We start from the raw sequence: 25,497 nt of genomic DNA on the forward strand, positions 1-25,497 counted from the left end.
CTCCTCGAATGGATAGGGACGGTGATAACATGTTTAGCGGCGCAGTGTAGCAAGGATACGCATGCGCGGGGAGGATGACATGGTTAACAAGCACACCTTTGGCGACAGTTCCTGGCAAGCCCTGCGCCGGCATACGGCGGCGCGCATTGCGCTCGGGCGCCACGGCGTGAGCGTGCCGACCAGCGCGCAGCTGGCGTTCCAGCTGGCCCACGCGCAGGCGCGCGACGCCGTGCACCTGGCGCTCGATGGCGAGGCGCTGGCACGCGCCCTGGCCGCACAAGGGCAAGACTGCGTGCAGCTGCATAGCGCCGCCGCCACGCGCGCCGAGTATCTGCAGCGCCCCGACCTGGGACGCCGGCTCGACGACGTTTCACGCGCGCGGCTGCTGGCCGGTGCTGCGCGAGTCGACCTGGCGCTGGTGGCGGCCGATGGCCTGTCGGCGCTGGCGATACAACGCCACGCGGCGCCGTTCTTGGCCGCCTTGCGCGCACGGCTGGCGGCAGAAGCGTGGACGCTCTCGCCGCTACACATTGTGGCGCAGGGGCGGGTGGCCATCGGCGACGAGGTGGGGCAATTGCTGCAGGCGAAGGCTGTGCTGGTGCTGATCGGCGAGCGGCCGGGCCTGAGTTCCCCGGACAGCCTGGGCCTGTACCTGACGTGGGCGCCAACAGTGGGGCTGCTGGACGAGCGGCGCAACTGCATCTCGAACGTGCGTCCCGAGGGCCTGGCGTATGCGCAGGCCGCGTACCGGCTGCACTACCTGCTGTCGCAGGCGTTCAGCCGGCAGTTGTCGGGCGTGGCATTGAAGGATGAAACGGTGGAAGAGGGCGCGGCCCTGGCGGGTGCGCGCAACTTCCTGCTGGAGTGATCAGACTTCGCGGATGTCGTCCAGCGGCCAGCGCGGGCGCACGTTGAACGAGTAATCGTACTTGGCGGCGTTCGGGTTGATCTGCAGGCGCATGGCGCCGGCAAAGGCGATCATGGCGCCGTTGTCGGTGCAGAATTCCAGCTCCGGGTAATACACTTTAAAACGCTTCTTGGCGGCCGCCGCGTTGAGCGAAGCGCGCAGCTGCGCGTTGGCGCCCACGCCACCGGCGATCACCAGGCGTTTCAAGCCCGTGTGCTTGAGGGCCGCCACGCATTTGGCCGTCAGCACGTCGACGATGGCGTCGACGAAGCCGCGCGCGATATTCGCCTTGTCCTGTTCGCAGATATTGGCGATGACTTTTTCTTCATGGTTCTTCACCACCGTCAGCACGGCCGTCTTCAGGCCGGAAAAGCTGAAATTGAAATCCTTCGAGTGCAGCATCGGGCGCGGCAGCTTGTACGCCAGCGGGTCGCCGAATTCGGCCAGGCGCGAAATGGCGGGGCCGCCCGGATAACCGAGGCCCAGCAGCTTGGCCGACTTGTCGAACGCTTCGCCGGCCGCATCATCGAGCGTTTCGCCCAGCATGGTGTACTGGCCCACGCCATCGACGCGCATCAGCTGCGTGTGGCCGCCCGACACCAGCAGCGCGATGAAGGGGAATTCCGGCGGCTCGGACGCCAGCAATGGCGACAGCAGATGGCCTTCCAGGTGGTGGATGCCCAGCACCGGCTTGTTGATGGCCAGGCCCAGGCTGCAGGCGACGGAGGAACCCACCAGCAGCGCGCCGGCCAGGCCAGGACCCTGCGTGTAGGCGATGGCGTCGATCTCGGGCAGGGTGATGCCGGCCTTCGTCAGGGTCTCTTCCAGCAGCGGGATGGCGCGGCGGACATGGTCGCGCGAGGCCAGTTCGGGCACCACGCCGCCATATTGCTCGTGCATGGCGACTTGCGAATAGAGGGCGTGCGACAGCAGGCCGCGTTGCGTGTCGTACAAGGCCAGGCCGGTTTCGTCACAGGAGGATTCGACGCCAAGAACAATCATGAAGGTGCTAAATAGGGAGGAGTAATCCGTCATTGTAAAGGAAAGCCGGGCAGTCCACCGTGCGGCCGGCGCACCATTTCGGCGGCAGTGTGCACTTGCGCAGTGCGCCGCGGTGGTGTTTTGCTCCCGATTTCCCCCTTTCTTTGCCTGTCTTGGCACTGGCACCGCTCTTGCTTAGGCAAGTGTGTGCCTTTTTCAAGGAGCTAGCGATGCCGGAACAATGGAAAATGATTTGCCGCCTGAAGGACATGCCGCAGGCGGGCGCGCGCATGGTGCAGCGGGGCCTGGCGTGGCAGGATTTGCCGGGCGTGGCGCTGTTTCGCGCGGTGGACGACACGGTGTACGCGCTGCTCGACACGGTGCCTTGCCTGGGCGGCCCGCTGGCGCATGGGGTGCTGATGGAGAAAAACCTGATGGGGCCGAAGAACAGCTGGATCATCGAGCTCGATTCGGGCCGCCTGGTGGCGCCCGTGCAGGGCATGGCGCGCATGTATGCCGTGCGCATCCTGGACGGGCGTATCTACCTGGACGTCAATGAACTCAATATCCCGGCCAGCAAGGCCGAACAGGCGCTGGCGGGATCGTTCGCCGTGCTGCCGCATGTGCAGATGGCGTGATATGCCTGGTGGTAGTCGGCTTACGCGCTGCGCGCTAAGCCGACCTACGGCCGGCCGGGTAGGTCGGATTAGGCCCACAGGGCCGTAATCCGACAATATCGTTGGCCGTCATCTGCGATATTTACGCCGGGCGATTGAGCAAATGTGCATGCGCATCGCGCAGCATGGTCGCCGTCGTGTCCCAGTCGATGCAGCCGTCGGTGACGGAGCAGCCGTAGGTCAGTTGCGACAGGTCTTGCGGGATCTTCTGGTTGCCGCCAACGATGTTCGATTCGATCATCACGCCCACCAGCGAGTGGTTGCCCTGGCGGATCTGGTTGACCACGTCGGCCATCACCAGCGGCTGCAGTTCCGGCTTCTTGTAGCTGTTCGCATGCGAGCAGTCGACCACCAGGTTGGCCGGCAGCTTGGCCTTGGCCAGCGCCTGTTCGGCGATGGCGATCGACACCGAATCGTAGTTCGGGCGGCCGTCGCCGCCGCGCAGCACCACGTGGCCGTACGCGTTGCCGCGCGTGCGCACGATGGCCACATTGCCTTCGGCGTTGATGCCCAGGAAGGAGTGCGGGTGCGCCGACGACAGGATCGCGTTGACGGCGATGCTGATGTCGCCATCGGTGCCGTTCTTGAAGCCGACTGGCGTCGACAGGCCCGACGACATTTCGCGGTGCGTCTGCGATTCCGTGGTGCGCGCGCCGATGGCGGTCCAGGCGATCAGGTCACCCAGGTATTGCGGCGAGATCGGGTCCAGCGCTTCGGTGGCGGTAGGCATGCCCAGTTCGCACACGTCGAGCAGGAACTGGCGCGCCTTTTCCATGCCTTCGTTGACCTTGAACGAATCGTCCATGTACGGGTCGTTGATATAGCCTTTCCAGCCCGTGGTGGTACGCGGTTTTTCGAAATACACGCGCATCACCAGCAGCATCGTGTCCTTGACTTCCTCTTGCAGCGCTTTCAGGCGGCGCGCGTAATCGAGGCCGGCGACGGGGTCGTGGATCGAGCACGGACCGACGACAACGAACAGGCGCTGGTCCTTGCGGTCGATGATGTTGCGCAGCGCTTCGCGGCCGCGGCTGACGGTGTCGAAGGCGCTCTCCGACAGCGGCAGTTTGGCGTGCAGTTCGGCCGGTGTCGGCATGGGCGCGAAGGAAGTGACGTTGATATTTTCGATGTCTGGCGTATTCATGATTCTGGCTCGGCTTTCGCTATTGCGTTCTTTAAGAGGCAATAGTGTAGCGGAAATGCGGCCTGGCGGCGTGGCTGGCCGCCAAATGGCAGCGGATGAGTTGTTATTGTGGCCGGCTGGCCGCGTCCTCGCCCGCCACACTCCCGCTTCCGCTTGCCCGGCTGTTGCATCGGCGCCAATCCGTGTAAGCTGGCGCCATGACGACTGTTTCCATCCCCCATACCGATGTGGCCGGTGAGCCATTCCCCGCTGCACGTTTCATCAAAGAAATAGGGCGCGGCAAGAACGGCGCGCGCAGCATGACGCGCGATGACGCCCGCGCCCTGTACCGCGCCATGCTCGAGGGCCGTGTGTCGGACCTGGAACTGGGCGGCATTTTGTTGTCGATGCGCATCAAGGGCGAGTCGGTCGATGAGATCGCCGGCTTCCTCGATGCGGCCGAAGCCTCGTTCGTCCCGCTGGCCGCGCCGGCCGGTGAGTTTTCCCCCATCATCATTCCCAGCTACAACGGCGCGCGCAAGATGGCCAATCTGACGGCCTTGCTGGCGCTGCTGCTGGCGCGTGCGGGCGCCCCCGTGCTTGTGCATGGCGTGACGAGCGACCCGGGCCGCATCACCACGGCCGAAGTACTGGCCGCGCTGGGCGTGCCGGCCTCGGCGGACCATGCGCAAGCCGAGGCCGCCATGGCGCGCGGGGAAGTCGCCTTCCTGCCCATAGCCTCACTGGCGCCGCGCCTGGCACACATGCTGTCGCTGCGGCGCGTGCTGGGCGTGCGCAATTCCACGCATACCCTGGTGAAGATCATGCAGCCGTTCGTCGGGCCGGCCCTGCGCCTGGTGTCGTACACGCACCCGGAATACCTGGAAATGCTCGGTGACTATTTCCTGACTGCCTCTGATCCCGCGCGCGGCGATGCTTTCCTGATGCGCGGTACGGAAGGCGAGACGGTGGCCAACGCCAACAAGGCGCAGCAGATCGACTGGTTTCACGGGAGCGAACGCACGGTGCTGGTGGAAAAGCAGTTGCTGGTCGAGGAGTTGCCGCATTTGCCCGCCGAGCGCGATGCGGCCACCACGGCGGAGTGGATCGCCGCCGTGCTGCGCGGCGAGGTGCCCGTGCCGCCGTCGATCGCCGGGCAGGTGGAGCAATGCCTGATGGCGTCGCGGCAGATTGCTGCACGGCCGCGCTAGCCGCGTCGCCGCAGTTTACAATGGTGTCTTTGTAATCAGCGGTGAGCGGAATTCTTATGGCAAAACAATTTGATGTGGCAGTGATCGGCGCGGGCGCGGCCGGCATGATGTGTGCGGCTGTTGCCGCCCAGCAAGGCAAGCGCGTGGTGTTGATCGATCACGCGGCCAAGCTGGCCGAAAAGATCCGCATCTCGGGTGGCGGGCGGTGTAATTTCACTAATATTAACGCCACCCCGCAAAATTTCCTCTCGGAAAATCCGCATTTCTGCAAAAGCGCGCTGTCGCGCTACACGCCGCAGGATTTCCTCGCGCTGGTGAAAAAATATCGGATCGGCTACCACGAGAAGCACAAGGGCCAGCAATTCTGCAATGAATCGGCCGAGCAGATCATCGACATGCTCAAGGACGAGTGCGCCGCTGGCGGCGTGCACTGGCGCATGCCGTGCAAGATCGACAATGTTGCCCAGCAAGCGGATGGCGGCTTCGTGCTGCAGACCGATGGCGGCGACATCGAGACGGCCAGCATCGTCATCGCCACGGGCGGGCTGTCGATCCCGAAGATCGGCGCCACGGATTTTGCCTACCGCATCGCCAAACAATTCGATCTGATGATGGTCGAGCCGCGTCCGGCCCTGGTGCCGCTGACGTTCGATGCGGACAGCTGGGCGCCATTCGCGGAACTGTCCGGCATCGCGCTGGAAGTGGATGTGGAAACGGGCAGCCTGAAAGGCCGCAAGGCGACGGGTGCGCGTTTCCGCGAAGATTTGCTGTTTACCCATCGCGGCCTGTCCGGTCCGGCGATTCTGCAAATTTCCAGCTACTGGCTGCCGGGCGAGCCCATCGTCATCAACCTGCTGCCGGAAGTGGACGTGGCGCAGACCTTGATCGAAGGCAAGGGTACCCTGAAGAAGCAGTTGGGCAATATCGTGGCGCAATGGCTGCCGCAGCGCCTGGCTGACTGCTTGCTGGCCGTCAACGGCCTGGCGCCCGATGCGCGCATCGCCGACATGCCCGACGCCCAGCTGCGCAAGCTGGGGCAGGCCATCAATGCCTGGTCCATCGTGCCGAACGGTTCCGAAGGCTACCGCAAGGCCGAAGTGACACGGGGCGGCATCGACACGCGCGAACTGTCGCAGCAGACCATGATGGCCAACAAGGTGCCGGGCCTGTATTTCATCGGCGAAGCGGTCGACGTGACGGGCTGGCTGGGCGGCTACAACTTCCAGTGGGCCTGGGCCTCGGGCGTGGCGGCAGGTATTGCCTTGCAGTAAGCAAGTCTGTAGGATGGGGTTCTGGCGCCCGGTGCGCCGGCCCCGGTGCGTGGTTTACGCCACATTCCGGCAGCGATCGCAGGCTGCATGCCGCACGCAAGTGGGGGAGGGGCTTCCCTTTCCGAATAAAAGCTGCTACTATCTATCTCTTCCTATACACCACCTCAACGGTTTGAATTTTACATGACCACTATTCGCCTTAAAGAAAACGAGCCGTTCGAAGTCGCAATGCGTCGCTTCAAACGCACCATCGAAAAAACGGGTCTGCTGACCGAATTGCGCGCACGCGAATTCTACGAAAAGCCAACAGCTGAGCGCAAGCGCAAGCTGGCAGCTGCTGTAAAGCGTCATTACAAACGCATCCGCAGCCAACAACTGCCGAAAAAATTATTCTAAGACTGTTCAGTCAGAACCAACCCGGGTAGTTCGGCGCATTGTTCGCCACGGGTTTTGTTTTGATTCGCCTGGAGTGATACTTCAGATGAGTCGCATACCCGCTCCGGTTCGCCGCAGCGGGTTTTCGCTTTTGTGGCTGCCTGCTTGGAGCGTACACATGAGTATCGACCCCACTTACCAACACGAGGATTGCCATGAGCTTGAAAGAACAAATTACCGAAGACATGAAAAACGCCATGCGCGCCAAGGAAGCGGGCAAGCTGGGCACGATTCGCCTGTTGCTGGCGGAAATCAAGCGCAAGGAAGTCGACGAGCGCATCGAATTGACGGATGCCCACGTGACGGCCATCGTGGAAAAAATGATCAAGCAGCGCAAGGATTCGATCACCCAGTTCGAAGCCGGTGGCCGTGCCGACCTGGCCGACATCGAAAAAGCCGAACTGGTGCACCTGGCCGGCTACATGCCTGCCGGCCTGTCGGATGAAGAAGTGGCGGCTGAAGTGGCTGCCGCCGTGGCCGCCTCTGGCGCCGCCGGTCCGCAAGACATGGGCAAGGTCATGGCCATCGTCAAGCCGAAGCTGGCTGGTCGCGCCGACATGACGGTGGTGTCCGCCCTGGTCAAGAAAGCCCTGACGCCGGCCGCGTAAGCATGCAATAGTAGCAAGGGCTGCCCGCCGTCGCGCTGGCAGCCTGTTAACAGCCCACACGTTGACCTGGCTCAACCTCAGGCCACGTGCGGTAGTATAGTCTGACCTATAACAAGACCCGCCCTAGCCAGTGATACCTCAATCCTTCATTTCCGATTTGCTCAACCGCGTCGATATCGTCGATGTGGTGGGCCGCTATGTGCAACTGAAAAAAGGTGGCGCCAATTTCATGGGCTTGTGCCCGTTCCACAGTGAAAAATCGCCCAGCTTTACCGTCAGTCCCACCAAGCAGTTCTACCACTGCTTCGGCTGTGGCGCGCATGGCACCTCGATCGGCTTCCTGATCGAGTACTCGGGCATGGGCTTTGTCGACGCCGTCAAGGACCTGGCGCAGAACGTGGGCATGGTCGTGCCGGAAGCCGATGACAAGATCCCGCCGGCCCAGCGCGCGCAGATCCAGGCGCAAAGCATGGCCCTGTCCGACGCCATGACGCAGGCTTGCGATTACTACCGCGGCCAGTTGCGCCACGCGCCGGAAGCCATCGCCTACCTGAAGAACCGGGGCTTGACAGGCGAAGTGGCCGCTCGCTTCGGCATGGGTTTTGCGCCCGGCGGCTGGGACAATTTACGTTCCGTCTTCCCCGATTACGACGTGACGGCCCTGGCCGAGGCCGGTCTTGTGATCGACAAGGTCGATGAAGAGGGCAATAACCGCAAGCGCTATGACCGTTTCCGCGAGCGCATCATGTTTCCGATCCGCAATACCAAGGGCCAGGTCATCGCCTTCGGTGGCCGCGTGCTCGACCATGGTGAGCCGAAATACCTGAACTCGCCGGAAACCCCCTTGTTTTCCAAGGGTTTCGAACTATATGGCTTGTTCGAGGCGCGCCAGGCCATCCGCGACGCCGGCTATGTGCTGGTGACGGAAGGTTATATGGACGTGGTGGCGCTGGCGCAGATGGGGTTCCCGCAGGCGGTGGCGACCCTGGGCACGGCGTGCACGCCCACCCACGTGCAAAAACTGCTGCGCCAGACCGATAACGTGATTTTCAGCTTCGACGGCGACAAGGCCGGCCGCCGCGCCGCCCGCCGCGCGCTGGAAGCGAGCCTGGCCCACGTGTCGGACAATAAGACCATCAAATTCCTGTTCTTGCCGTCGGAACACGATCCGGACAGCTATATCCGCGAATTCGGCACCGAAGGTTTTGAGCAGCAAGTGCATGAAGCCATGCCGCTGTCGCAATTCTTGCTGAAAGAAGTGTCGGGCGAGCATGATCTGTCGGAACCGGAAGGGCGCGCCCGCGTGCAGTTCGACGCCAAGCCCCTGCTGCAGCTGATGGCGCCGTCGTCCCTGCGCCTGCAGATCGTGCGCGGCCTGGCGCAGCTGACGCAGTCCACGCCGGCCGAGATCGAAGCCCTGTTCGAGCTGGCGAAACCGGTTGCCGTGGCGCGCCGTGCGCCGCCGAAATCGGGCCGTCCCGTGCCCGTGGGGCTGGAATTGAAGATCATGCGCATGCTGGTGGCGCATCCGCCCCTGAGCCTGCGCATCGACGAGGCGGCCCTCACCGCTTTCCAGCACCTGGGGCCGGATGCGGCCCACAGCCTGGGGCAGCTGGTGGCCGTGGGCCAGGCGCTGGGCGAGCATGGCAGTTTTGCCGCGCTGGCGCAGCAATTGAAGGAGCTGGGCAGCGAATACGACGAGATCATCGGCGAGATTGCGGCCGGCACGGAATCCGATTACGACAGTGAATTGTCATGGCTGGTGAGCACCATCCGCGAGATCAAATTGAATGCCTTGAAGGCGGAATTGCAGCAATTGTTTGCGTCGGGTTTGCCATCGGAGAAAATTGGTGTACGCTACCGCGAAATCACGCAGGAGCAAGGCGAGTTGGAGCGCGAACGCGATGCCGAGTTGGTGAATCGCTAATCTTGCTCTGGGGGTATGGCGCGCACTGGAAAAACATTTTTCGCGTGCTATAATTAAATGCTAAGTATTGTGTGCTTTGGCAAGCTAGTTCTGTTTCGTAAATAGTATTTGTTTTCAGTAAGTTAGGCTCTTGATCGGCGCGGTGGATCGTGTCGGCAGCCAGGGCCAACTGGCGTTTTCAGCGTTGCGGGCAAGGCTCGCAGACGCTGGCAAGCCGCGCCAGGCTCTCGCTCCCAACGCGGTCGATGCAGGAATTTTTGCCGAGACGGCTGGCAACAGCCGGTGGACAGGAATTGCTGCGCTTCCCGCGGATCGTGGCCGATGAGGTGTAAGTAACGTAACAGTGTCGGATTTGCGTAGTCGGCAGGTTCGAAGATGGTGGTTCCCGCAGGTAGACAGGGAACTGGCAGCAAACTTTATCCTAATCCACCGTAAAGCAAGTCGTTGTGTAATCGAAAGCGCCTGTGCCAATCAAGAAACCCGAATCCAAAGCGGCTGCAAAGCCCACCAAAGTTACCACGAAAGCCGAAAAGGCGCTCGACCGGCCAGAAGCGCGCGTGACCAGCGCGCCCGTGGTCAGCCAGACCACCGACGCCGCCACCCTGGCGGCCATCGATACGTCCGGGTATGTCTTGCCGTCGGTAAAAGTACCAGGCCGCCGCGGTCGCAAGCCAAAAGAATTCCAGCCAGAAAATGATGAAGTCGCCGCCCTGAACGCCGTCGAGCGGGCCGAACTGAAGGCCGTCGACAAGGCCAAGGCCAAGGACCGCAAGGCGAAGGAGCGCGCGTTGCTGAAAGACGCCTTCTCGTCCGACACGGAAGCGAGCGAGGAAGAACTCGAGCGCCGGCGCCAGAAACTCAAGACCCTGATCAAGTTCGGCAAGGAACGCGGTTTCCTGACCTACGCGGAAATCAACGATCACTTGCCTGAAAACATCGTCGATCCGGAAGCCATCGAAGGCATCATCGGTACCTTCAATGACATGGGCATCGCCGTCTACGAACACGCGCCCGATGCGGAAACCTTGTTGCTGTCCGATAACGTTGCCGTCGTCACCAGCGACGACGAGGCGGAAGCGGCGGCCGAGGCCGCATTGTCGACCGTCGACTCCGACTTTGGCCGCACCACCGATCCCGTGCGCATGTACATGCGCGAAATGGGCTCGGTCGAGCTGCTGACGCGCGAAGGCGAGATCGAGATTGCCAAGCGCATCGAAGATGGCTTGAAAGACATGATCCAGGCCATTTCGGCCTGCCCCGTGACGATCGCCGAAATCATCGCCGCCGCCGACCGCATCGCCAACGAAGAGATCAAGATCGACGAAATCGTCGACGGCCTCGTCGATGAAAGCGAACCGGTCGCCGCCGCGCCTGTCGTGGTCGCTCCCGTCGAAGAAGACGAGGAAGAAGGCGAAGCGGAAGAAGAGGAAGTCGAAGAAGAGGAAGAGGCGAACGCTTCCGGCGCGGCCGGCTTCTCGGCCGAGCAGCTGGAAACGCTGAAACGCACGGCGCTGGAAAAATTTGCCGTCATTTCGCAGCAGTTCGACAAGATGCGCCGCGCTTTTGAAAAAGAAGGCTACAACTCGAAGCCCTACGCCAAGGCGCAGGACGCCATTTCGCAAGAGTTGCTGGGCATCCGCTTCACGGCCAAGGTGGTGGAAAAGCTGTGCGACACCCTGCGCGGCCAGGTCGACGAAGTGCGCCATATCGAGAAACAGATTCTCGACGTGGCCGTGAACCGCTGCGGCATGCCGCGCGCCCACTTCATCAAGGTCTTCCCCGGCAATGAAACCAACCTCGACTGGGTCGATGGCGAAGTCAACGCAGGACACGCGTACAGCGCCATCCTGGGCCGCAACATTCCGACCGTCAAGGAACTGCAGCAACGCCTGATCGACCTGCAGGCGCGTGTTGTATTGCCGCTGCCGGACTTGCGCAACATCAACCGCCAGATGGCGGCCGGTGAAATGAAGGCGCGCAAGGCCAAGCGCGAAATGACGGAGGCCAACTTGCGCCTGGTGATTTCGATCGCCAAGAAATACACGAACCGTGGCCTGCAATTCCTCGATCTGATCCAGGAAGGCAATATCGGCCTGATGAAGGCCGTCGACAAGTTCGAGTACCGCCGCGGCTACAAGTTCTCGACCTATGCGACCTGGTGGATACGCCAGGCCATCACGCGCTCGATCGCCGACCAGGCGCGCACGATCCGCATTCCCGTGCACATGATCGAGACGATCAACAAGATGAACCGGATCTCGCGCCAGATCCTGCAGGAAACGGGCGCGGAACCCGATCCGGCCACCCTGGCGATCAAGATGGAAATGCCCGAGGACAAGATCCGCAAGATCATGAAAATCGCCAAGGAACCGATCTCGATGGAAACGCCGATCGGCGACGACGACGATTCCCACCTGGGCGACTTCATCGAGGACAACAACACCCTGGCGCCGGCCGACGCAGCCCTGCACGCGTCCATGCGCGGCGTGGTCAAGGACGTGCTCGATTCCCTGACGCCACGCGAAGCGAAAGTGCTGCGCATGCGTTTCGGCATCGAAATGTCGACCGACCACACCTTGGAAGAAGTAGGCAAGCAATTTGACGTGACGCGCGAGCGCATCCGCCAGATCGAAGCCAAGGCGCTGCGCAAGCTGCGCCACCCATCGCGCTCCGACAAGCTGAAAAGCTTCTTGGAAGGCAACTAGAAGCCAATAGGGCTTGACGTGCGCCCCTGATACCCCTATCCTCGCGTGTCCGTTTCCAAAACGGCCGCGCGAGGCGGGTTTCAATAACGCCGCCACGCCGCAGTCCCCCTTGGGCCTCTAGCTCATGCTTGGTTAGAGCAGCGGACTCATAATCCGTTGGTGCCGTGTTCGACTCACGGGAGGCCCACCAATAAAAACAAGGACTTAGGCTGATAGCCTGAGTCCTTTTTCTTTATACGTAATCTTCATGTAGGTACCATGTAGATTTTGTGAAGATTCCCTCCCTCCTTATGTTGGGGCTGGCTGATGTTTCCAATCGTGATTGTTCCTCCTGACGCTGCTGAATTATCCGAGCAGATGGGCACAAAATTCAAATTCTGGTACCTAGATGACCAGCGTCGACGCACGCTTTTTAAGGAGGGTCGTCCAGGTACTGGGGAGAATTGGGCCGAAAAGCTTGCTGCCGAACTTGCTGGGTTGCTTGGTATCCCTCATGCACATTACGACTTGGCTGAGTGGAAGGGGATGCTAGGGGTTATCTCGCCCTCTTTGGTTGCCAAAGGGGACCGTTTGATTCACGGTAATGAATTGATTGAAAGCAAGGTTACCGTCGCGAGCAATGATGAAAAAGTAAGGTACTATGAACAGCGAAGCCATATTGCTAGCCGAGCATTTCAGTTTTTTGAGGTGAACGCTGACCTTATTTTGCCTCCACCAACTTATGAGCCAATTGAGGGCGTACACTCAGCTCTAGGCGTATTCATCGGCTATTTGCTGTTTGACGCATGGATAGCAAATCAGGACCGCCATTCTCAGAATTGGGGAGTGGTGAGTAGCGCGGGGAGATTATACTTGTCTTCGTCTTATGATCATGGTTCGAGCCTTGGTAGGAACGAAACGGACATCCGTCGAAAGTCTATTTTGACAACTAAGGATAAGGGTGCCTCGATGGCAGCCTATGTTGCAAAAGCAAGATCTGCGTTCTACCCCCATGCAGCGGGAAATGCCAAAGTGAAAGCTCACCTAACGTATGATCTGTTCCAGATGGCGTATAAGGCAGACCCTATAGCGGGGAGAGCATGGATATCAAGACTAGCTGACATAAGCGACCCTGCGATAGCGGCTGTTATAAAAGAAGTGCTTGGTCATCTGATGTCCGACGTTGCACGAGAGTTCACAGCAAAGTTGTTGAGAGCAAATATGGATAGATTAATTGGGTAGGTTTAATCATGAGCACACTTTTTGTCGCCTGGCAACAGCCAGATTCTAGAGAATGGATTCCTGTCGCAAAACTGGAGTTTAGCGATGGCACGTACTCTTTCTCATATACTCAAGGTATTTTTAGAGCAAAAGAATTTCGTCAGTTTAGCGGTATGCAAAAGGTAGACGTGGTTTACGAATCGCCTCGTCTTTTTCCTTTGTTCGCGAATAGGTTAATCAGTAAGTCGCGTCCTGAATTTAAAGATTATTTACGCTGGTTAGGATTGTCGGACATGGACGATGATCCAATGGCGATTCTTGCCTTAACCGGAGGAATCAGAGGAACAGACTCGATTGAGCTCTTTCAGCCACCAGCAGTAAGTGAGCGGGGTGAGTACAAGTTTGAGTTTTTTGCTAGGAGTTTGTCACATCTCCCACTGGCTGCAATTAATCGCATCGGAGAGTTACAGAAGGGCGAGCGTCTCTATCTTATGTTAGATCCGCAGAACGACTTTGACCCTCGGGCTGTTGCAATGCGAACGGCTACACCCTCCTCATTCTTGGGGTATTGCCCTAAATATTATGCTCAAGACCTAGGCACGTTGCTCGCTAATCCCGAGTGTGATTTGACGGTAAAGGTAAAATGTGTGAATCTCGATGCGCCTTCTAACATGCGCTTACTATGCACTGTGACAGCAAATGTTCCGAGTGTATTTACTCCGCTGAGTAAGGAGAGGGATTTTCTTCCTGTACAGGGCATCCCGGCGGAATGGGTACAGCTAACAACATCGCTCGATGAGGTGCTCCTGAGTTAGTAAATATGCTTAGGGTATGACAATACTCGAAATGTTAGCGTCTGAAACGGCATAGGTTTAAGCACGCGCGTTAAGATTCTCTCGCTGTCCATACTTGCCGATAATTTTGTCGTGCTGCTCGGCGACGGTCTTTGTCGGCCGGACCGGGTCTATGTATTGCCAATACGGGCGAGGTTTTAGTAATGGCGCATATCGATGTGCGGGGTAGTTATTATGTTCATGGCGGTAGATTGGAATTTGGAATGTGATTATTTGGGTAAATATTTAATACTGGAAGCGCTTTTTTATCGGTAAGAATTTTGTGAACTTCTGAAAAAATCTCAGCACGCTGAGTCATTTCGTCGACATGCGCCTGGGCTAGATAAGCTTCATACTTTAATTCTTGAGCGGAAAAATGGTAACCGAGATGCTCTCCCATCACACGTAGAAGTTCAACCCGAGCATCACTGGTGGCCTCAATCGATACAACCTCTGGGGGCGTTTTGTTTACGCAGGAAAAATAGTGCTTCCACGCAGAAATTACAGGCGACACACCATGAAAATCAAGCGGAACCAAACTCCACGCCTGTATGAAATACTGATTTAGAGGGGTAGATCGAAATGTTATCATGTGGCGGAAAATCAGAAGCTGACGCTCCCGCACTTCACTCTCTTTTTTCTCGCCTTGTTGTTGATTAGAACGCTGCTCCTCGCGCCCAGCTTGAATCTGAACGGCGATAATAGGACCGACCAAGGTGGCCATGAGAATGGCAAAATCAGTCATCTTTACCTTGTCGTAATAGACTCCAACGGCCACAGCTGCCAATGCTACAGTTAGAAGCACTCCGGTCATGAGCGGGGTTGTTATTTTAATTTTCAGTTCATATGGCATCTTCGCTTCCCTTTTATTGATGTATTCCTTAAACCCAACGTTATCATGAAATACATATTATTGACGTATCTTGTAACCTGAAAACTTGACGTAATGTGCCGCTTGGCGACAGATGAAGGATGAAACGAGATGACGGCTGAAGTGAAGATTGACGATATCGTGGTGGGTGACGGCAAGGCGGCGGCGCGTGGCGCGCTGATCACGGCGCATTACCGGGGCTGGCTGGAGGATGGCACGGAATTCGACTCGTCCCACAAGCGGAGCGAGCCTTTTCGCTGTGTGTTGAGCAATAACAAGGTCATCCAGGGCTGGATTCTGGGTTTGCACGGCATGCAGGTCGGTGGCACGCGCAAGCTGTGGGTGCCGGCGCATCTGGCGTATGGCGAGCGGCAGGTGGGTTTGATACCGCCGCATTCCAATTTGATCTTCGAGATTGAGTTGCTGGAAGTGCTGACGCGCGATTGATGTATGGATCGTGTCATCAGGCAGATACGACGCCGGCTTTTTTCAGCAGCAGTTGCTCGACATCGGCGCGCAGCGCCTGCTGGGTGGGGAAGTTTGCATAGCGTAGGGTGACATAACCTGCCAGCCTGAGCATGTCGTCGCGCTCCTTGTCTTCGCGTTCGCGTCCGGCGTGGCTGCTGTCGTCGAGTTCGATGACGGCGAGGACATTCAGCTGCTGGCTGCACAGCACAAAATCGGCCACCTTGCGGTCGAAACGGTTTCTGTTGGCCCATCCTTTCGCCGTCACCAGTGCGGAAAACGCCACTTGCGCCAGCACCGTGCATTCCGGCAAGGCCGTTTGCAGCAGGTGGTACATTTGCCGCTCGCGCGCCGTCATGACGGGTTTTCTGTGCAGTCGCAGCGGTGCACGGGACTTCGCGTTTACGCGCACGGCCAGCATGGCCAAGAACAGGATCAAGGCCGCAATGGCGATCAGGACGGTGTAGGAGGGCATGGGCTGGCATCAGGATGGACGAGTCCTGATGGTACGCGAACAGCGGCGTGTTTCGTGCCGCTGCCGGCGTATTTCAGGCGCTGCGCTTGTGGAAGATCAAGCCTGCTTCAGCTTGACTTGCATCAGGTCCAGCGCCGGCACGATGTCATGCAGGCTGGCCACTTCACAAGTGGGGATGGCGGCCGAGGTATTGGCCATGTTGTCCGGGTTGAACCAGCAACTGTCGATGCCGTAGCGGTTGGCGCCGAGGATGTCGGCGTCCAGGCGGTCGCCGATGATGATGCTTGTATCTTTGCGGAATGCGCGCGCCATGTTGGCGGCGTATTCGAAGAAGCGCACGTCCGGCTTGGCGTGGCCGCATGCTTCGGAGGTGGCGACGAAGGAAATGTAGTCGCTCAGGCCGGAGGCGGCGATGCGGCGGTTCTGGATGGACTCGACGCCGTTGGTGATGATGCCCACTTCGCCGATGCGCGACAGCGTTTCACACACTTGCCTGGCGCCATCGATGAGCACGACCGTGTCCGGCAGCGATTCCAGATACAAACGGCTGGCCAGTTCCGGCTCGATGGCGATGCCGTTCAGCGCAAATGTCTTGCGGAAACGCTCCACCTTCAGGAAGTCCTTGCTCACGGTGCCCATTTCGAAACGTTTCCACAGGTCGACGTTGATCGCCTGGTACTGGGTGAACAGCGCGTCGATGCTGTCGCGCAAGCCCAGTTCGTGCATGGTGTGCAGGAACGAGCGTTTTTCGGACGCCCTGAAATCGAGCAGGGTATCATCCAGGTCAAACAGGAATAGCTGGTAGGTCATGGTATGTATTGAAAGGAACTTGTCTTGCATCGTAGCACGTAGTGCCGAGTTCGGTTGGCTGTGCCTTGCGCGGGCGATCCGCTACAATCGCTGCCAGAACCGTCACTTTCACTCCATTCCTTCCAAGACCCAGCTCTCCGTCAACGTCAATAAAATCGCCTTGCTGCGCAACTCGCGCGGCCGCAACTTCCCGGACCTGCTGGCGTTTTCCGCGCGCTTTCTCGATCTGGGCGCCGCCGGCATCACCTTGCATCCGCGTCCGGACCAGCGCCATGCGCGCTACGATGATGTTGCCCCGTTGCAGCGCCTGTGCGCGGAGCGCGGATGCGAGCTGAATGTGGAGGGCTATCCGGCGGCGGAATTTTTGGAGGTGGTGAAAAGCGCCCGCCCCGCGCAATGCACCTTGGTGCCCGATATGCCGGGGCAGCTGACGTCCGACCACGGCTGGGACATCGAACAGCACGCCGCGCTGCTGCGTCCCGCCATTGCGCAATTGAATGAGCTGGGCATCCGCGTCAGCCTGTTTGTCGATGCCGATTATCCGGCGCTGGAATGGGCGCGCGAAGTGGGGGCGGCGCGGGTCGAGCTATACACGGAGCGGTTTGCCGAGAGCTATGGCGGCACGCAGGCCGATGCAGTGTTTGAAACGTATCTGCAGGCGGCGCGGCGGGCGCAGGCGCTGGGCCTGGGCGTGAATGCCGGGCATGACCTCGATTTGCACAACCTGGCGCGTTTCCTGGACATTCCCGGCATCCTGGAAGTGTCGATCGGCCATGCGCTGGTGGTCGAATGTCTTGAGCTGGGCATGGACAAGGTGCTGGGCCGCTACCTTGAGATATGTCAATCGTAGGGCAGCCGCACATCGAACGCGCTTGCCGCTTGCTGATCTTGCTTGCCAGTCATTTCTGAATGGATTTTTGCCTGTTTGACGCAACTGCGGGGAGTGGCTTGATGAGTGATACCGAGCGCACTATTTGCACTGGAAGCTGACTGTTTTCGTTCGCTGTGTAATGGCTGCGACGCACTGTTTGACGCCTGGCAAAGCCATGCGCAGGTAGCGCTCGGTACCGGCATACAGGCAGTCCACCTGAAACAGATATTGGGGCGCATCAAAATTGATATCCCAGCGTTGATACAAGGTGCCGGCGCGTGTCCATTCCCTGACTGGAGCCAGGATAGGCAAGGCTTCACCGTCTGTCTGCGGCTGATCCGCCGGATAGGACAGCACGCGCACGCTGTCGAGCCTGGCGGCTGGCAGGTTCCAGGTCGATGGAGCTGCTTGCGGGCAAGAAACGGACGCAACGGGGGCTGCGGCAGCTGGCCGTATCGCCGCGGCAGCGATGAGCAATGCCAGCAGTGCGAGCGGCTTCATTCCACCACCGAATAGAGTTCTGGGCGATTCGATGCCCCGGCCGCCGAACGGCCAAAGTGAATCACGCGGGCGTGTGGTTACGCCACTGGTCGAAAATTTCAATGCCGCCAGGCACCTGGCGGATGAACAGCGCCGCATGGTTGCCCTGTCGCAGATTCTGATAGCGGCCGTTGACGAAGGTGGCAATCACCGTGCCTTTCGCAATGCCGCCTTTTTCCAGCAGGTCCGGCACTTTGTCTCCTTCGCGCCAAAGCGATGAGGCGCGGGCGCCAGCGAGGTGTCTGACCAGGGTAACGCACTCGCCATTTCCCACCATTTCTTTTTGCTTCGCATAATCGGCACGCGCGATGTAAGGCATAGCGTTTCTCTCTGTGGTTGACGATAGAGAGAGCGTACGCAAGGCGTGGGCCAGCAGCTTGATATGTGCCAGAGCGGCGCATTGACATGTGTCATGGCCCTGCCTGGCGCACGGGCATGCTTACATATCTACCCACCAGTTGAGCAAGGTTTCATCATCGTCGTCATCGAGGTTGACGTAGATATTGGAGAAGTACCATTCCACGCCTGTCGCCGTGCGGAAGGCGTCGAAGGGACCGTTGACGTTGTAGATGCCGTGGTGTCCCGGCACGCTGAAGGTGAGGTTGCCCTTGTACTGGCCGTCCAGTGTGCCGCCCAGCTGGCTTTGCACGTCGCGTTCGAGCTGGTCCACTGCTGCTTGCGGCACGTCGTCGGCGTAGATCTGGATGCAGAAGTTGCCGCCGCGCTTTAAGACTTCGGCGGGGGCGAGCGGGTTGGCGATGCTGACGATGTCGCCGCGCGCCAGGTTCAGGGTCAGGCCTGGCGAGGCCAGCAGTTCGTAGACGTGCTCGTCGATTTGACGCGCCGGCAGGGTTTCATACACGGGGCCGTCGGTGTTTTCGCCTGCCAGTACGCGGATGTGCGGCAAGCCTTCGCAATTGATGTCTTCCATTGATTCTTTCAGAGTGCCGGCGCGCTGCGATGCGAGGTGCGCCTGGTAGGGGTTGATGGCAATATTGTACCGGGATCGTGCCAGCTGGCAGGGTACGCAACGATACAAACGAAGAGACGTAATGGAGAGTGTGATGCGGGCAGGCGCTTGCTTCTGTGGCGCCGTGCGCTTTGAGGTGACAGGCGAGGGCAGCAATCCGCATAGCTGTTCCTGCCGAAATTGCCAGCAGCACACGGGCGCGCCGACGGTGCCTTGCTGGTGGGCAGTTTTGATGATCCAGGCCAGGCCGCGTTTGCGCCCGAATACCACTCGTTTGAAGATCGCACGCCGCACTGGTGGCTGGTCGCCACTGCCGCTGCTGATGAGGGGCATCTGGTTTGCAGCAGAGTTAACGCCCCGGAATGAAAAAAGCACGCCGAAGCGTGCTCGCGCTGAAGAATTGCCGCTGATTACTTAGAGCCTCTCCCAGTAGATGAATACATCCCCTGCTGGCGCCCCTCAGAAGCGGGGACTGCGTTGATCGTCGTTGCGTGGCTCGCCACGCGTCCTCCTCACGCCTTGTCCGCGCTCCTGATCCGCTGCCAGCAGAAGACGCTCCCTACTGGGATAGGCTCTTAGTTATGTGCGCTGATGCCGTTACGGAATTGTTCGAAACCGGCGCGCGCTGCCTTGTAGCAATTGCCTGCTGCCGCTTCCAGGCCTTCGCGGTCGAGCACTTCGACCGTGCCGCGGCGGTACCGGATCAAGCCTTCGTCCTGCAGCTTGCGCGCCGTGACTGTGACGCTTTCACGGCGCACGCCGAGCATGTTGGCCATGGTGTCTTGCGTCACCTTCAGCTCGTTCGACAACGAACGGTCGAGGCGGTCCAGCAGCCAGCGGCACAGTTTTTGTTCGATGCTGCAATGACGGCCGCCCACCACATTCTGTGCCATTTGCGCAAACATGGCGCTGGTGTAGCGCATCAGTAATTGCGCCAGCGCGCCGCCTTCATTGAATACTTCGCGCAGGAAGGCCGTTTTCAGGCGGTAGCCGTAGCCAGCCGTCTGCACGATGGCGGTGCAGGTGGCGCGCTCGGCTTCGTACAGCACCACGCCGGCGACGCCTTCACGGCCGATGACGGCGATCTCGGTGGTGGCGCCGTCTTCCATCACATACAACAGGGAAACGATGGCGTTGGTGGGGAAATACGTGTATTCAATCTTGCCGCCGCAATCGAACAGATGCTTGCCGGCAGGCAGAGCGACCAGTTCCAACTGGCAAAACAGGCGCTCCAGATCGGCGCGCGACAAGGCGCGCAGCAATTCGTTCTGTTGTGCGCCCGTGATGCTGATCATGGGTGTTGCCGGCGCGGCTTGCCAGTTGTGCTGGGCTGCGGCGTGGGTATGCGTTGCTGGGGTCAGGTTGCTATAAGCTTTGTACATGGTAGGGCCTCGTCTTCTGATTTTGTTGGATGGCGCTGCTTTTCTGGCTTGCTAGCGTTGTGCTGAATCTTGTATCCACTATAGGGCCAGGGGGCGCGGACGGGCATCGGATGAGCCGACGCGCTTATGTAGGCTAGGAACATTGCCTCGTGTCATCCAACTCCTACGCTTGCTCCTGTACTTTTCCTCGTGGAAGCAACCCGGCGATTTCCGCCGCCGGGAACCGGCGCCCATGCCGGCCGTGCAGGATGCCGACATGGCGCTGAATGAAACGCGCGTGCTTGACGTTGCCAGCACCGCCATGGGGGGAGCCGCGCGCGCGTCAAGACGCCTGCTGCCGTGGCGCCAGCGGATGAGTGGAAAAGCTTTTAAGTAAGAAATTAAGCGCGTTTGCGCGGCTTCTTGATGCCTGGGGCGGCGGCTTGCTGGCGCTGCTGCCACGCCCTCAGGGCCTCTTCGTAGGCGGCCAGGTCTTCCTGGTACATTTCCAGCACGCAAAAGGTGCAACCGCTGTGGCAACACTCGTCATTGCCCGGCTTGCTGGGCGCTTGCGGTTGCGGATCGTGGGGCAAAGGCGCGGTGGGCATGATGAAGGCAGGCGACGGTGGCGCTGGCATAGGAGCTGGCATGATACGGCATTCCGGCGTGCCGTTGCTGGAACGCTTTTTGCTCAAAAATCACGGTTTCCGTGTACAGTTGCGGTGAATTAGGGTATCGTTTACAGCACTGATATTGTATCTTCTGCGCGCGATGTTCCGCCGGCGCGATCTCCGCCGCCATCGCAGCACATCTCTTCGACGCTCCCGCATACGCCATACAGCATGTCCCGGAGCACGGAGGTGCCGCAAGAACGATGATCCATGGCTTGCAAGACGGAGCTGCCTGTGCCCAGAAATGTTGTTTATTGAGAAAGCATGGCTTCCGCAGTGCGGAGGCACACCAGAAAATTTATGTCTGAAACCGAATCGACTCCTACGCCCAGCCCGGCGATTGCCCCTGAAGCGGCGCCCGCCGCTGCACCTGCACCTGCACCTGCAGTATCCGCTGCCCCCACCCTGACTTTCGCCGACTTTGGCCTTGCGCCTGAAATCCAGCGCGCATTGACCGATCAGGGCTACACCCGTCCGACACCGATCCAGGAGCAAGCCATTCCCGTGGTGCTGCAAGGGCGCGATGTGATGGGCGCCGCGCAGACGGGCACCGGCAAGACCGCCGGTTTTTCCTTGCCGATCATCCAGTTGCTGATGGCGCATGCCAGCAGCAGCATGTCGCCGGCGCGCCATCCGGTGCGCGCGCTGATCCTCACGCCGACGCGTGAGCTGGCGGTGCAGGTGGCGGAAAACGTCAAGGCCTACGCCAAGCACACGCCGCTGCGTTCGACGGTCGTTTTCGGCGGCATGGACATGAAGCCGCAAACGGTCATCTTGCGCGGCGGCGTGGAAATTGTCATCGCCACGCCAGGCCGTTTGCTCGACCATATCGAGCAAAAGAATATCAGTCTGAGCCAGGTGCAGATGCTGGTCATGGATGAAGCCGACCGCATGCTGGACATGGGCTTCCTGCCGGACTTGCAGCGCATCATCAACTTGCTGCCGAAGCAGCGCCAGAACCTGATGTTCTCGGCCACGTTCTCGCCAGAAATCAAGAAGTTGGCCGCCACCTTCCTCAACGATCCGCTGACGATCGAAGTGGCGCGCAGCAATCAGACGGCCGACAAGGTCACGCAGGTGGTGTACAAGGTGACGGAAGACCAGAAGCATGCCCTGGTCGCCCATCTGCTGCGCCAGCGCGACCTGAAACAGGTCATCGTCTTCTCGAACACCAAGATCGGCGCCTCGCGCCTGGCCCGCGTGCTGGAGCAGGAAGGCATGAGCGCCACGGCGATTCATGGCGACAAGAGCCAGCAAGAGCGCATGGCGGCGCTGGAAGCGTTCAAGAAGGGCGAGATCGACGTGCTGGTCGCCACCGACGTGGCGGCGCGCGGCCTGGATATTTCCGACTTGCCTTGCGTAATCAATTTCGACTTGCCGTACAACGCGGAAGACTATGTGCACCGTATCGGCCGTACGGGCCGCGCCGGCGCCTCGGGCGACGCCATTTCGATCTATTCGGATAAAGACGAGCGCTTGCTGGTCGATATCGAGAAACTCATCAAGCAAAGCATCAAGCGTGGCGAATTGACGGGCTTCAATCCGGCTCCCGCCCGCAGCAGCGACAGCGAACGCCGTCCACCGCGCCGCACCGAAGGTGGCGAGGCGCGTCCCGTGCGCGCACCCGAGAGCCGCCATGCTGGCGACAGCAGCCGCGACAGCCGCTCCGCCGAGCGTGGTGCGCGTCCCGCCTTTGGCCCCGGCGCCCGCCGCGAAAAAGCCGATCCCTGGTTCCTGAAGCCGTATGAACCAGCCAAGGCCGCCGCTCCCGCTGCTGCCAGCATGGCGCCAGTCGCTGCCAAGCCGAAGCAGAAGGTGGCGGCGTTGTTGGGTGGCTTGCTGAAGAGTTGATGCTTTTTTTCGCGATTGACTGGGGTAGCAGCAGTCCCTGATTATTAATGAAATCCAACAAGTTCACTGCGGATTTTTGGGTAATGAGATGGTCATCCTCCACCCTATAAGTTACTAAACTTATAGGGTGTTTTCATTTCTGAAGGAGACCATCATGGAAAGCGTCATGCTCATCGGCATCGATCTCGGCAAACACAGCTTTCATGTCCACGGACAGGATCGCCAAGGTAAGACACTGCTGCGCAAGAGGTTCAGCCGCCCACAACTGATCGCGTTTCTCGCCACTTTTCATCCCTGCACCATCGTCATGGAGGCCTGCGCAGGAGCGCGCTTCATCGCCCGGCAACTGGCTGGCTTTGGCCATGAGGTCAAGCTGATCTCGCCGCAGTTCGTGCGCCCCTTCGTCAAGAGCAATAAGAACGACTTCCTCGATGCCGAAGCCATCTGCGAGGCGGCCAGCCGTCCTTCCATGCGTTTTGTCACGCCCAGGAACGAGGCTCAACAGACGCTTTCGGCGCTGCACCGCGTGCGCGAATCGCTGGTACGCGAGCGTGTCAGGGCGAGCAACCAAATTCCACGGCTTTCTGCTGGAGTGCGGTATCAGCTTGCCCGTCGGCCACGCGGCGATCAAACGCTTGCCTTCCGTGCTGGCAGAACAGCGCCTGCCAGCACGGCTGGTACAAGTGCTGATCGGACCGATCACCGCCAGCGTGCTGACCGTCGAAGTCGGTGACGGCAAGCACTACCGCTGCGGGCGTGACTTCGCCGCCGCCGTCGGGCGGGTGACACGCCAGTACAGTACCGGCGGTAAAAACAAGTTGCTGGGCATCAGCAAGCGCGGCGACAAGAATCTGCGGCGCCTGCTGGTGCAGTGCGCGCGGGCCTACATGCAGAGACTGGAGCGCCAACGCGGACAGCTGGCGCAATGGGTCCGCTCCATGCCCACGCGTCGCCACTCGAATGTGGTGGCGTGCGCCCTGGCCAACAAACTGGCGCGCATGGCATGGGCCATCGCGGCCCAGCATACCGAATTTGAAATAAAAGAGGCCCCCATGACAACATGAGGGCCTCCCAGACTCACCGTTTTACAGCACACCGACCTGGTTTTGCGACTGCTGACATTGGATGACGTGAACGGCACACCGGCCTGCCGGATACCCTGGCTAAAAAATCGGCTGTGAAAGCCGAGCGGGTTGTCAGGACCGACAGGCGCGACTCCCATCGTGGCGCGGAGAACTTTCTCCAATCAGACGCCGGATAGATTTAAGCAAGCCTACTTGTCAAACCAGTCGTTGCCGGCGCCGGGTGTGCTATCGTAATCAGCCTTGCAGCAGTTGACGGTTATTCTGCCACCAACGACGTCCGAGCACGAAAAACATAGAGATACCCAAGCCTGCCAGTAGGCTACCTAACAGGGCTACTGACGTACGTGTTGTCCGATTTTTGGGCAGACTAGGGCCAGCAATAAACCGTGTTTTTTCCAGATAGAGACTAATTGCTGAACTATTATCGACACTGATTTGGTTATATACTTCTTTGATCGTTTCGTCTTCCATATCCTTGTTGCTAAAAACGGTTTTCTTGATTGGTTCCAGTCCTCGCAGAATGGCTTCGCCAGATTTTGTGCTCTCAGCCAATGCTTTTGCGCGATCGTAATACTCTGCAAGAATCATATATTGCTTCTGTTCCCGCTTTGCCTTGTAGATGGCTTCATTCGCTTCAGTAATCTCGACTTCGCTAGTCATCAGTTGGCTAAGCGGCGAAAGGTAGCGCGCCGTATCTTCGGTGATTGAAACAAGTTGGCGGGAAGCCTGGTTCGCAGCGTCTGGATAGCGTGTAACGATCTGCTTCAGCTTGATGCCTTTGCGCTGATACGAGTCGATCTTTTCCTTGTTTTCAATGATCTTATTATCCAACTTGGTAATGGCAGCGGAAATTTCGGAATTTTTAAAGCGTAAAATATCCGTATAAATCATGTAGACAATAGTGTCGACTGTATATCGTCCGAGCAAACTCACCGCTTGTTGTGCGCTTTCCGGTGTCTTGGCCGCGTAGTTGATGGAAACGGCGATGACATTGTTGTCGGTATCCTTGGTGCTGCTCATTAATTCTTTTGCATCAAGCTTGGTGAATGGAAAGATCGGTTCGATTACCTTGGAAATTCCCCCGCGCGAGGAAAATGTCTGACTCAAAGAGATAACGGCGGGATCATTTTCGATATTGTTTTGCCTGGAAAATTCGGCAAAACGTTCGCTGGTATTTAATGCTGAGGAATAACGCTTGTAGTCAGCCAAAGCGATGCCGGTCGCTTGTTCTTTTATTTCTTTGCCGTCTTTCTCTATTTTTTTTTCAGGAATGGCGCCGCCAAATTGTAAAAAACCCTCACTTTGATATCTTCCAAAAAATAAGGCACTGGAAGTGCCGAGCACCGTTACCAAAGCAGTTATCGGCATGATAACCGCACGTGATTTCCATAAGGTAGTCAGAAAATTTGTCAAATTGAAGTCATCATCTTCAACGTAAAATTCTGCTTCATTCAATTCGTCATGTTTTTCCATAATTTCTCTTTTTTAATTTTCTAGCTTGCCACTTTTAAGATAAAAAGGATAAGGACGTTTCAAAGGGCTAGCGTGTCATATCGCTTGATCTACCTGAAAATTCCGTCTCCTGAACGACATGTATTCGGTACTGCTATTCTTGACGAGCAAGTTGATTGCTATTGAGTGAAAACATT

The 25,497-nt window shown here is 58.9% G+C and carries 24 protein-coding genes, 1 tRNA gene and 1 pseudogene; 15 read left to right on the forward strand and 11 right to left on the reverse strand.

All coding sequences use genetic code 11. The features are described from left to right. Window positions 1-79: 79 nt before the first annotated feature. Complete coding sequence (gene eutC / locus ACP7DW_RS03130) at window positions 80-868, forward strand: ethanolamine ammonia-lyase subunit EutC (protein WP_426053452.1); 789 nt, start codon at window positions 80-82, stop codon at window positions 866-868. On the opposite strand, the gene tsaD is transcribed toward eutC, so the two are convergent. Continuing rightward, window positions 869-1,909 carry a tRNA (adenosine(37)-N6)-threonylcarbamoyltransferase complex transferase subunit TsaD gene (gene tsaD / locus ACP7DW_RS03135; RefSeq protein WP_426053451.1) on the reverse strand — a complete coding sequence of 347 codons (1,041 nt, stop codon included), beginning with the start codon at window positions 1,907-1,909 and terminating at the stop codon, window positions 869-871. 209 nt (window positions 1,910-2,118) lie between these two features. On the opposite strand from tsaD, the gene ACP7DW_RS03140 reads away from it, so the two are divergent. Beyond that, window positions 2,119-2,526 (forward strand): nitrite reductase (NAD(P)H) small subunit, encoded by a 408-nt coding sequence (locus ACP7DW_RS03140; RefSeq protein WP_426053450.1) that lies wholly within the window; start codon window positions 2,119-2,121, stop codon window positions 2,524-2,526. Between the two features lie 121 nt (window positions 2,527-2,647). Here the strand turns inward: ACP7DW_RS03140 and ACP7DW_RS03145 are convergent, their stop codons facing one another. Further along, window positions 2,648-3,709: a 3-deoxy-7-phosphoheptulonate synthase gene (locus ACP7DW_RS03145; protein ID WP_071075628.1), complete on the reverse strand. Its 1,062-nt coding sequence runs from the start codon at window positions 3,707-3,709 to the stop codon at window positions 2,648-2,650. A gap of 197 nt (window positions 3,710-3,906) precedes the next feature. Between ACP7DW_RS03145 and ybiB the strand changes: the two genes are divergently transcribed. The 9 genes from ybiB to ACP7DW_RS03190 all read left to right on the forward strand — a co-directional run bounded on the left by ybiB (window position 3,907) and on the right by ACP7DW_RS03190 (window position 13,860). After that, the gene (ybiB, locus tag ACP7DW_RS03150) at window positions 3,907-4,899 is read left to right on the forward strand and encodes a DNA-binding protein YbiB (protein ID WP_426053449.1); all 993 of its coding nucleotides are present in this window, start codon (window positions 3,907-3,909) and stop codon (window positions 4,897-4,899) included. Between the two features lie 56 nt (window positions 4,900-4,955). Next, a complete protein-coding gene (locus tag ACP7DW_RS03155; RefSeq protein ID WP_426053448.1) occupies window positions 4,956-6,170 on the forward strand; it encodes an NAD(P)/FAD-dependent oxidoreductase in 1,215 nt (404 codons plus the stop codon). A gap of 183 nt (window positions 6,171-6,353) precedes the next feature. Continuing rightward, window positions 6,354-6,566 (forward strand): 30S ribosomal protein S21, encoded by a 213-nt coding sequence (gene rpsU / locus ACP7DW_RS03160; protein WP_008451879.1) that lies wholly within the window; start codon window positions 6,354-6,356, stop codon window positions 6,564-6,566. Between the two features lie 194 nt (window positions 6,567-6,760). Then, window positions 6,761-7,213 carry a GatB/YqeY domain-containing protein gene (locus tag ACP7DW_RS03165; protein ID WP_058049818.1) on the forward strand — a complete coding sequence of 151 codons (453 nt, stop codon included), beginning with the start codon at window positions 6,761-6,763 and terminating at the stop codon, window positions 7,211-7,213. Window positions 7,214-7,343: 130 nt separating this feature from the next. Then, window positions 7,344-9,140, forward strand: a complete 1,797-nt coding sequence (gene dnaG / locus ACP7DW_RS03170) for a DNA primase (RefSeq protein ID WP_096237713.1) — start codon at window positions 7,344-7,346, stop codon at window positions 9,138-9,140. A gap of 464 nt (window positions 9,141-9,604) precedes the next feature. Beyond that, window positions 9,605-11,845: an RNA polymerase sigma factor RpoD gene (gene rpoD / locus ACP7DW_RS03175; RefSeq protein WP_426053447.1), complete on the forward strand. Its 2,241-nt coding sequence runs from the start codon at window positions 9,605-9,607 to the stop codon at window positions 11,843-11,845. Between the two features lie 111 nt (window positions 11,846-11,956). Next, window positions 11,957-12,035, forward strand: a tRNA-Ile gene (locus ACP7DW_RS03180). A 116-nt stretch (window positions 12,036-12,151) separates the two neighbouring features. Continuing rightward, on the forward strand, window positions 12,152-13,066 hold the full coding sequence (locus ACP7DW_RS03185) for a hypothetical protein (protein ID WP_426053446.1): 915 nt from the start codon (window positions 12,152-12,154) through the stop codon (window positions 13,064-13,066). 8 nt (window positions 13,067-13,074) lie between these two features. Next, complete coding sequence (locus ACP7DW_RS03190) at window positions 13,075-13,860, forward strand: HIRAN domain-containing protein (protein WP_426053445.1); 786 nt, start codon at window positions 13,075-13,077, stop codon at window positions 13,858-13,860. Window positions 13,861-14,077: 217 nt separating this feature from the next. Here the strand turns inward: ACP7DW_RS03190 and ACP7DW_RS03195 are convergent, their stop codons facing one another. Next, window positions 14,078-14,731, reverse strand: coding sequence for a DUF6680 family protein (locus tag ACP7DW_RS03195; protein WP_426053444.1), 654 nt, complete (start codon window positions 14,729-14,731; stop codon window positions 14,078-14,080). A gap of 129 nt (window positions 14,732-14,860) precedes the next feature. Here ACP7DW_RS03195 and ACP7DW_RS03200 point away from each other — a divergent pair, with 129 nt between their 5' ends. Then, the gene (locus tag ACP7DW_RS03200) at window positions 14,861-15,196 is read left to right on the forward strand and encodes an FKBP-type peptidyl-prolyl cis-trans isomerase (protein WP_426053443.1); all 336 of its coding nucleotides are present in this window, start codon (window positions 14,861-14,863) and stop codon (window positions 15,194-15,196) included. A gap of 16 nt (window positions 15,197-15,212) precedes the next feature. On the opposite strand, the gene ACP7DW_RS03205 is transcribed toward ACP7DW_RS03200, so the two are convergent. After that, window positions 15,213-15,689 carry a DUF2726 domain-containing protein gene (locus ACP7DW_RS03205; RefSeq protein WP_426053442.1) on the reverse strand — a complete coding sequence of 159 codons (477 nt, stop codon included), beginning with the start codon at window positions 15,687-15,689 and terminating at the stop codon, window positions 15,213-15,215. 96 nt (window positions 15,690-15,785) lie between these two features. Continuing rightward, window positions 15,786-16,499 carry a YjjG family noncanonical pyrimidine nucleotidase gene (locus tag ACP7DW_RS03210; RefSeq protein WP_426053441.1) on the reverse strand — a complete coding sequence of 238 codons (714 nt, stop codon included), beginning with the start codon at window positions 16,497-16,499 and terminating at the stop codon, window positions 15,786-15,788. Between the two features lie 19 nt (window positions 16,500-16,518). On the opposite strand from ACP7DW_RS03210, the gene ACP7DW_RS03215 reads away from it, so the two are divergent. Beyond that, on the forward strand, window positions 16,519-17,349 hold the full coding sequence (locus ACP7DW_RS03215) for a pyridoxine 5'-phosphate synthase (protein WP_426053440.1): 831 nt from the start codon (window positions 16,519-16,521) through the stop codon (window positions 17,347-17,349). A gap of 120 nt (window positions 17,350-17,469) precedes the next feature. Here the strand turns inward: ACP7DW_RS03215 and ACP7DW_RS03220 are convergent, their stop codons facing one another. The 5 genes from ACP7DW_RS03220 to ACP7DW_RS03240 form a co-directional block, all read right to left on the reverse strand. Further along, window positions 17,470-17,871, reverse strand: coding sequence for an STY0301 family protein (locus ACP7DW_RS03220; protein ID WP_426053439.1), 402 nt, complete (start codon window positions 17,869-17,871; stop codon window positions 17,470-17,472). A 61-nt stretch (window positions 17,872-17,932) separates the two neighbouring features. Then, a complete protein-coding gene (locus ACP7DW_RS03225) occupies window positions 17,933-18,229 on the reverse strand; it encodes a BPSL0067 family protein (RefSeq protein ID WP_426053438.1) in 297 nt (98 codons plus the stop codon). Window positions 18,230-18,349: 120 nt separating this feature from the next. Beyond that, entirely contained in the window at window positions 18,350-18,841 is a 492-nt protein-coding gene (locus tag ACP7DW_RS03230; RefSeq protein WP_426053437.1) for a DUF4265 domain-containing protein, read from the reverse strand. Window positions 18,842-19,455: 614 nt separating this feature from the next. Next, complete coding sequence (locus tag ACP7DW_RS03235; protein WP_426053909.1) at window positions 19,456-20,175, reverse strand: Crp/Fnr family transcriptional regulator; 720 nt, start codon at window positions 20,173-20,175, stop codon at window positions 19,456-19,458. Between the two features lie 467 nt (window positions 20,176-20,642). Then, on the reverse strand, window positions 20,643-20,891 hold the full coding sequence (locus tag ACP7DW_RS03240; RefSeq protein ID WP_426053436.1) for an oxidoreductase-like domain-containing protein: 249 nt from the start codon (window positions 20,889-20,891) through the stop codon (window positions 20,643-20,645). 321 nt (window positions 20,892-21,212) lie between these two features. On the opposite strand from ACP7DW_RS03240, the gene ACP7DW_RS03245 reads away from it, so the two are divergent. Beyond that, entirely contained in the window at window positions 21,213-22,763 is a 1,551-nt protein-coding gene (locus tag ACP7DW_RS03245; RefSeq protein WP_426053435.1) for a DEAD/DEAH box helicase, read from the forward strand. Between the two features lie 154 nt (window positions 22,764-22,917). Continuing rightward, a pseudogene (locus tag ACP7DW_RS03250) lies at window positions 22,918-23,827 on the forward strand (IS110 family transposase). Window positions 23,828-24,082: 255 nt separating this feature from the next. On the opposite strand, the gene ACP7DW_RS03255 reads toward ACP7DW_RS03250, so the two are convergent. Continuing rightward, window positions 24,083-25,321 carry a lipopolysaccharide biosynthesis protein gene (locus ACP7DW_RS03255; RefSeq protein WP_426053434.1) on the reverse strand — a complete coding sequence of 413 codons (1,239 nt, stop codon included), beginning with the start codon at window positions 25,319-25,321 and terminating at the stop codon, window positions 24,083-24,085. Window positions 25,322-25,497: the final 176 nt, after the last annotated feature.

The organism is Janthinobacterium sp. PSRC1-1, from assembly GCF_049897525.1.
Classification (GTDB): Bacteria; Pseudomonadota; Gammaproteobacteria; order Burkholderiales; family Burkholderiaceae_D; genus Janthinobacterium; species Janthinobacterium tructae.

What these genes read in the sequence shown, in the direction of transcription:
- ACP7DW_RS03230 (WP_426053437.1), bottom strand. Translation starts at nt 18,841, where the DNA reads ATGGAAGACATCAATTGCGAAGGCTTGCCGCACATCCGCGTACTGGCA.
- ACP7DW_RS03235 (WP_426053909.1), bottom strand. Translation starts at nt 20,175, where the DNA reads ATGATCAGCATCACGGGCGCACAACAGAACGAATTGCTGCGCGCCTTG.
- eutC (WP_426053452.1), top strand. Translation starts at nt 80, where the DNA reads ATGGTTAACAAGCACACCTTTGGCGACAGTTCCTGGCAAGCCCTGCGC.
- rpsU (WP_008451879.1), top strand. Translation starts at nt 6,354, where the DNA reads ATGACCACTATTCGCCTTAAAGAAAACGAGCCGTTCGAAGTCGCAATG.
- ACP7DW_RS03225 (WP_426053438.1), bottom strand. Translation starts at nt 18,229, where the DNA reads ATGCCTTACATCGCGCGTGCCGATTATGCGAAGCAAAAAGAAATGGTG.
- ACP7DW_RS03205 (WP_426053442.1), bottom strand. Translation starts at nt 15,689, where the DNA reads ATGCCCTCCTACACCGTCCTGATCGCCATTGCGGCCTTGATCCTGTTC.
- ACP7DW_RS03240 (WP_426053436.1), bottom strand. Translation starts at nt 20,891, where the DNA reads ATGCCAGCTCCTATGCCAGCGCCACCGTCGCCTGCCTTCATCATGCCC.
- tsaD (WP_426053451.1), bottom strand. Translation starts at nt 1,909, where the DNA reads ATGATTGTTCTTGGCGTCGAATCCTCCTGTGACGAAACCGGCCTGGCC.
- ACP7DW_RS03185 (WP_426053446.1), top strand. Translation starts at nt 12,152, where the DNA reads ATGTTTCCAATCGTGATTGTTCCTCCTGACGCTGCTGAATTATCCGAG.
- ACP7DW_RS03220 (WP_426053439.1), bottom strand. Translation starts at nt 17,871, where the DNA reads ATGAAGCCGCTCGCACTGCTGGCATTGCTCATCGCTGCCGCGGCGATA.
- ACP7DW_RS03195 (WP_426053444.1), bottom strand. Translation starts at nt 14,731, where the DNA reads ATGCCATATGAACTGAAAATTAAAATAACAACCCCGCTCATGACCGGA.
- ACP7DW_RS03165 (WP_058049818.1), top strand. Translation starts at nt 6,761, where the DNA reads ATGAGCTTGAAAGAACAAATTACCGAAGACATGAAAAACGCCATGCGC.
- ACP7DW_RS03200 (WP_426053443.1), top strand. Translation starts at nt 14,861, where the DNA reads ATGACGGCTGAAGTGAAGATTGACGATATCGTGGTGGGTGACGGCAAG.
- ACP7DW_RS03210 (WP_426053441.1), bottom strand. Translation starts at nt 16,499, where the DNA reads ATGACCTACCAGCTATTCCTGTTTGACCTGGATGATACCCTGCTCGAT.
- ACP7DW_RS03255 (WP_426053434.1), bottom strand. Translation starts at nt 25,321, where the DNA reads ATGGAAAAACATGACGAATTGAATGAAGCAGAATTTTACGTTGAAGAT.
- ACP7DW_RS03245 (WP_426053435.1), top strand. Translation starts at nt 21,213, where the DNA reads ATGTCTGAAACCGAATCGACTCCTACGCCCAGCCCGGCGATTGCCCCT.
- ACP7DW_RS03155 (WP_426053448.1), top strand. Translation starts at nt 4,956, where the DNA reads ATGGCAAAACAATTTGATGTGGCAGTGATCGGCGCGGGCGCGGCCGGC.
- ACP7DW_RS03140 (WP_426053450.1), top strand. Translation starts at nt 2,119, where the DNA reads ATGCCGGAACAATGGAAAATGATTTGCCGCCTGAAGGACATGCCGCAG.
- ACP7DW_RS03145 (WP_071075628.1), bottom strand. Translation starts at nt 3,709, where the DNA reads ATGAATACGCCAGACATCGAAAATATCAACGTCACTTCCTTCGCGCCC.
- ybiB (WP_426053449.1), top strand. Translation starts at nt 3,907, where the DNA reads ATGACGACTGTTTCCATCCCCCATACCGATGTGGCCGGTGAGCCATTC.
- ACP7DW_RS03190 (WP_426053445.1), top strand. Translation starts at nt 13,075, where the DNA reads ATGAGCACACTTTTTGTCGCCTGGCAACAGCCAGATTCTAGAGAATGG.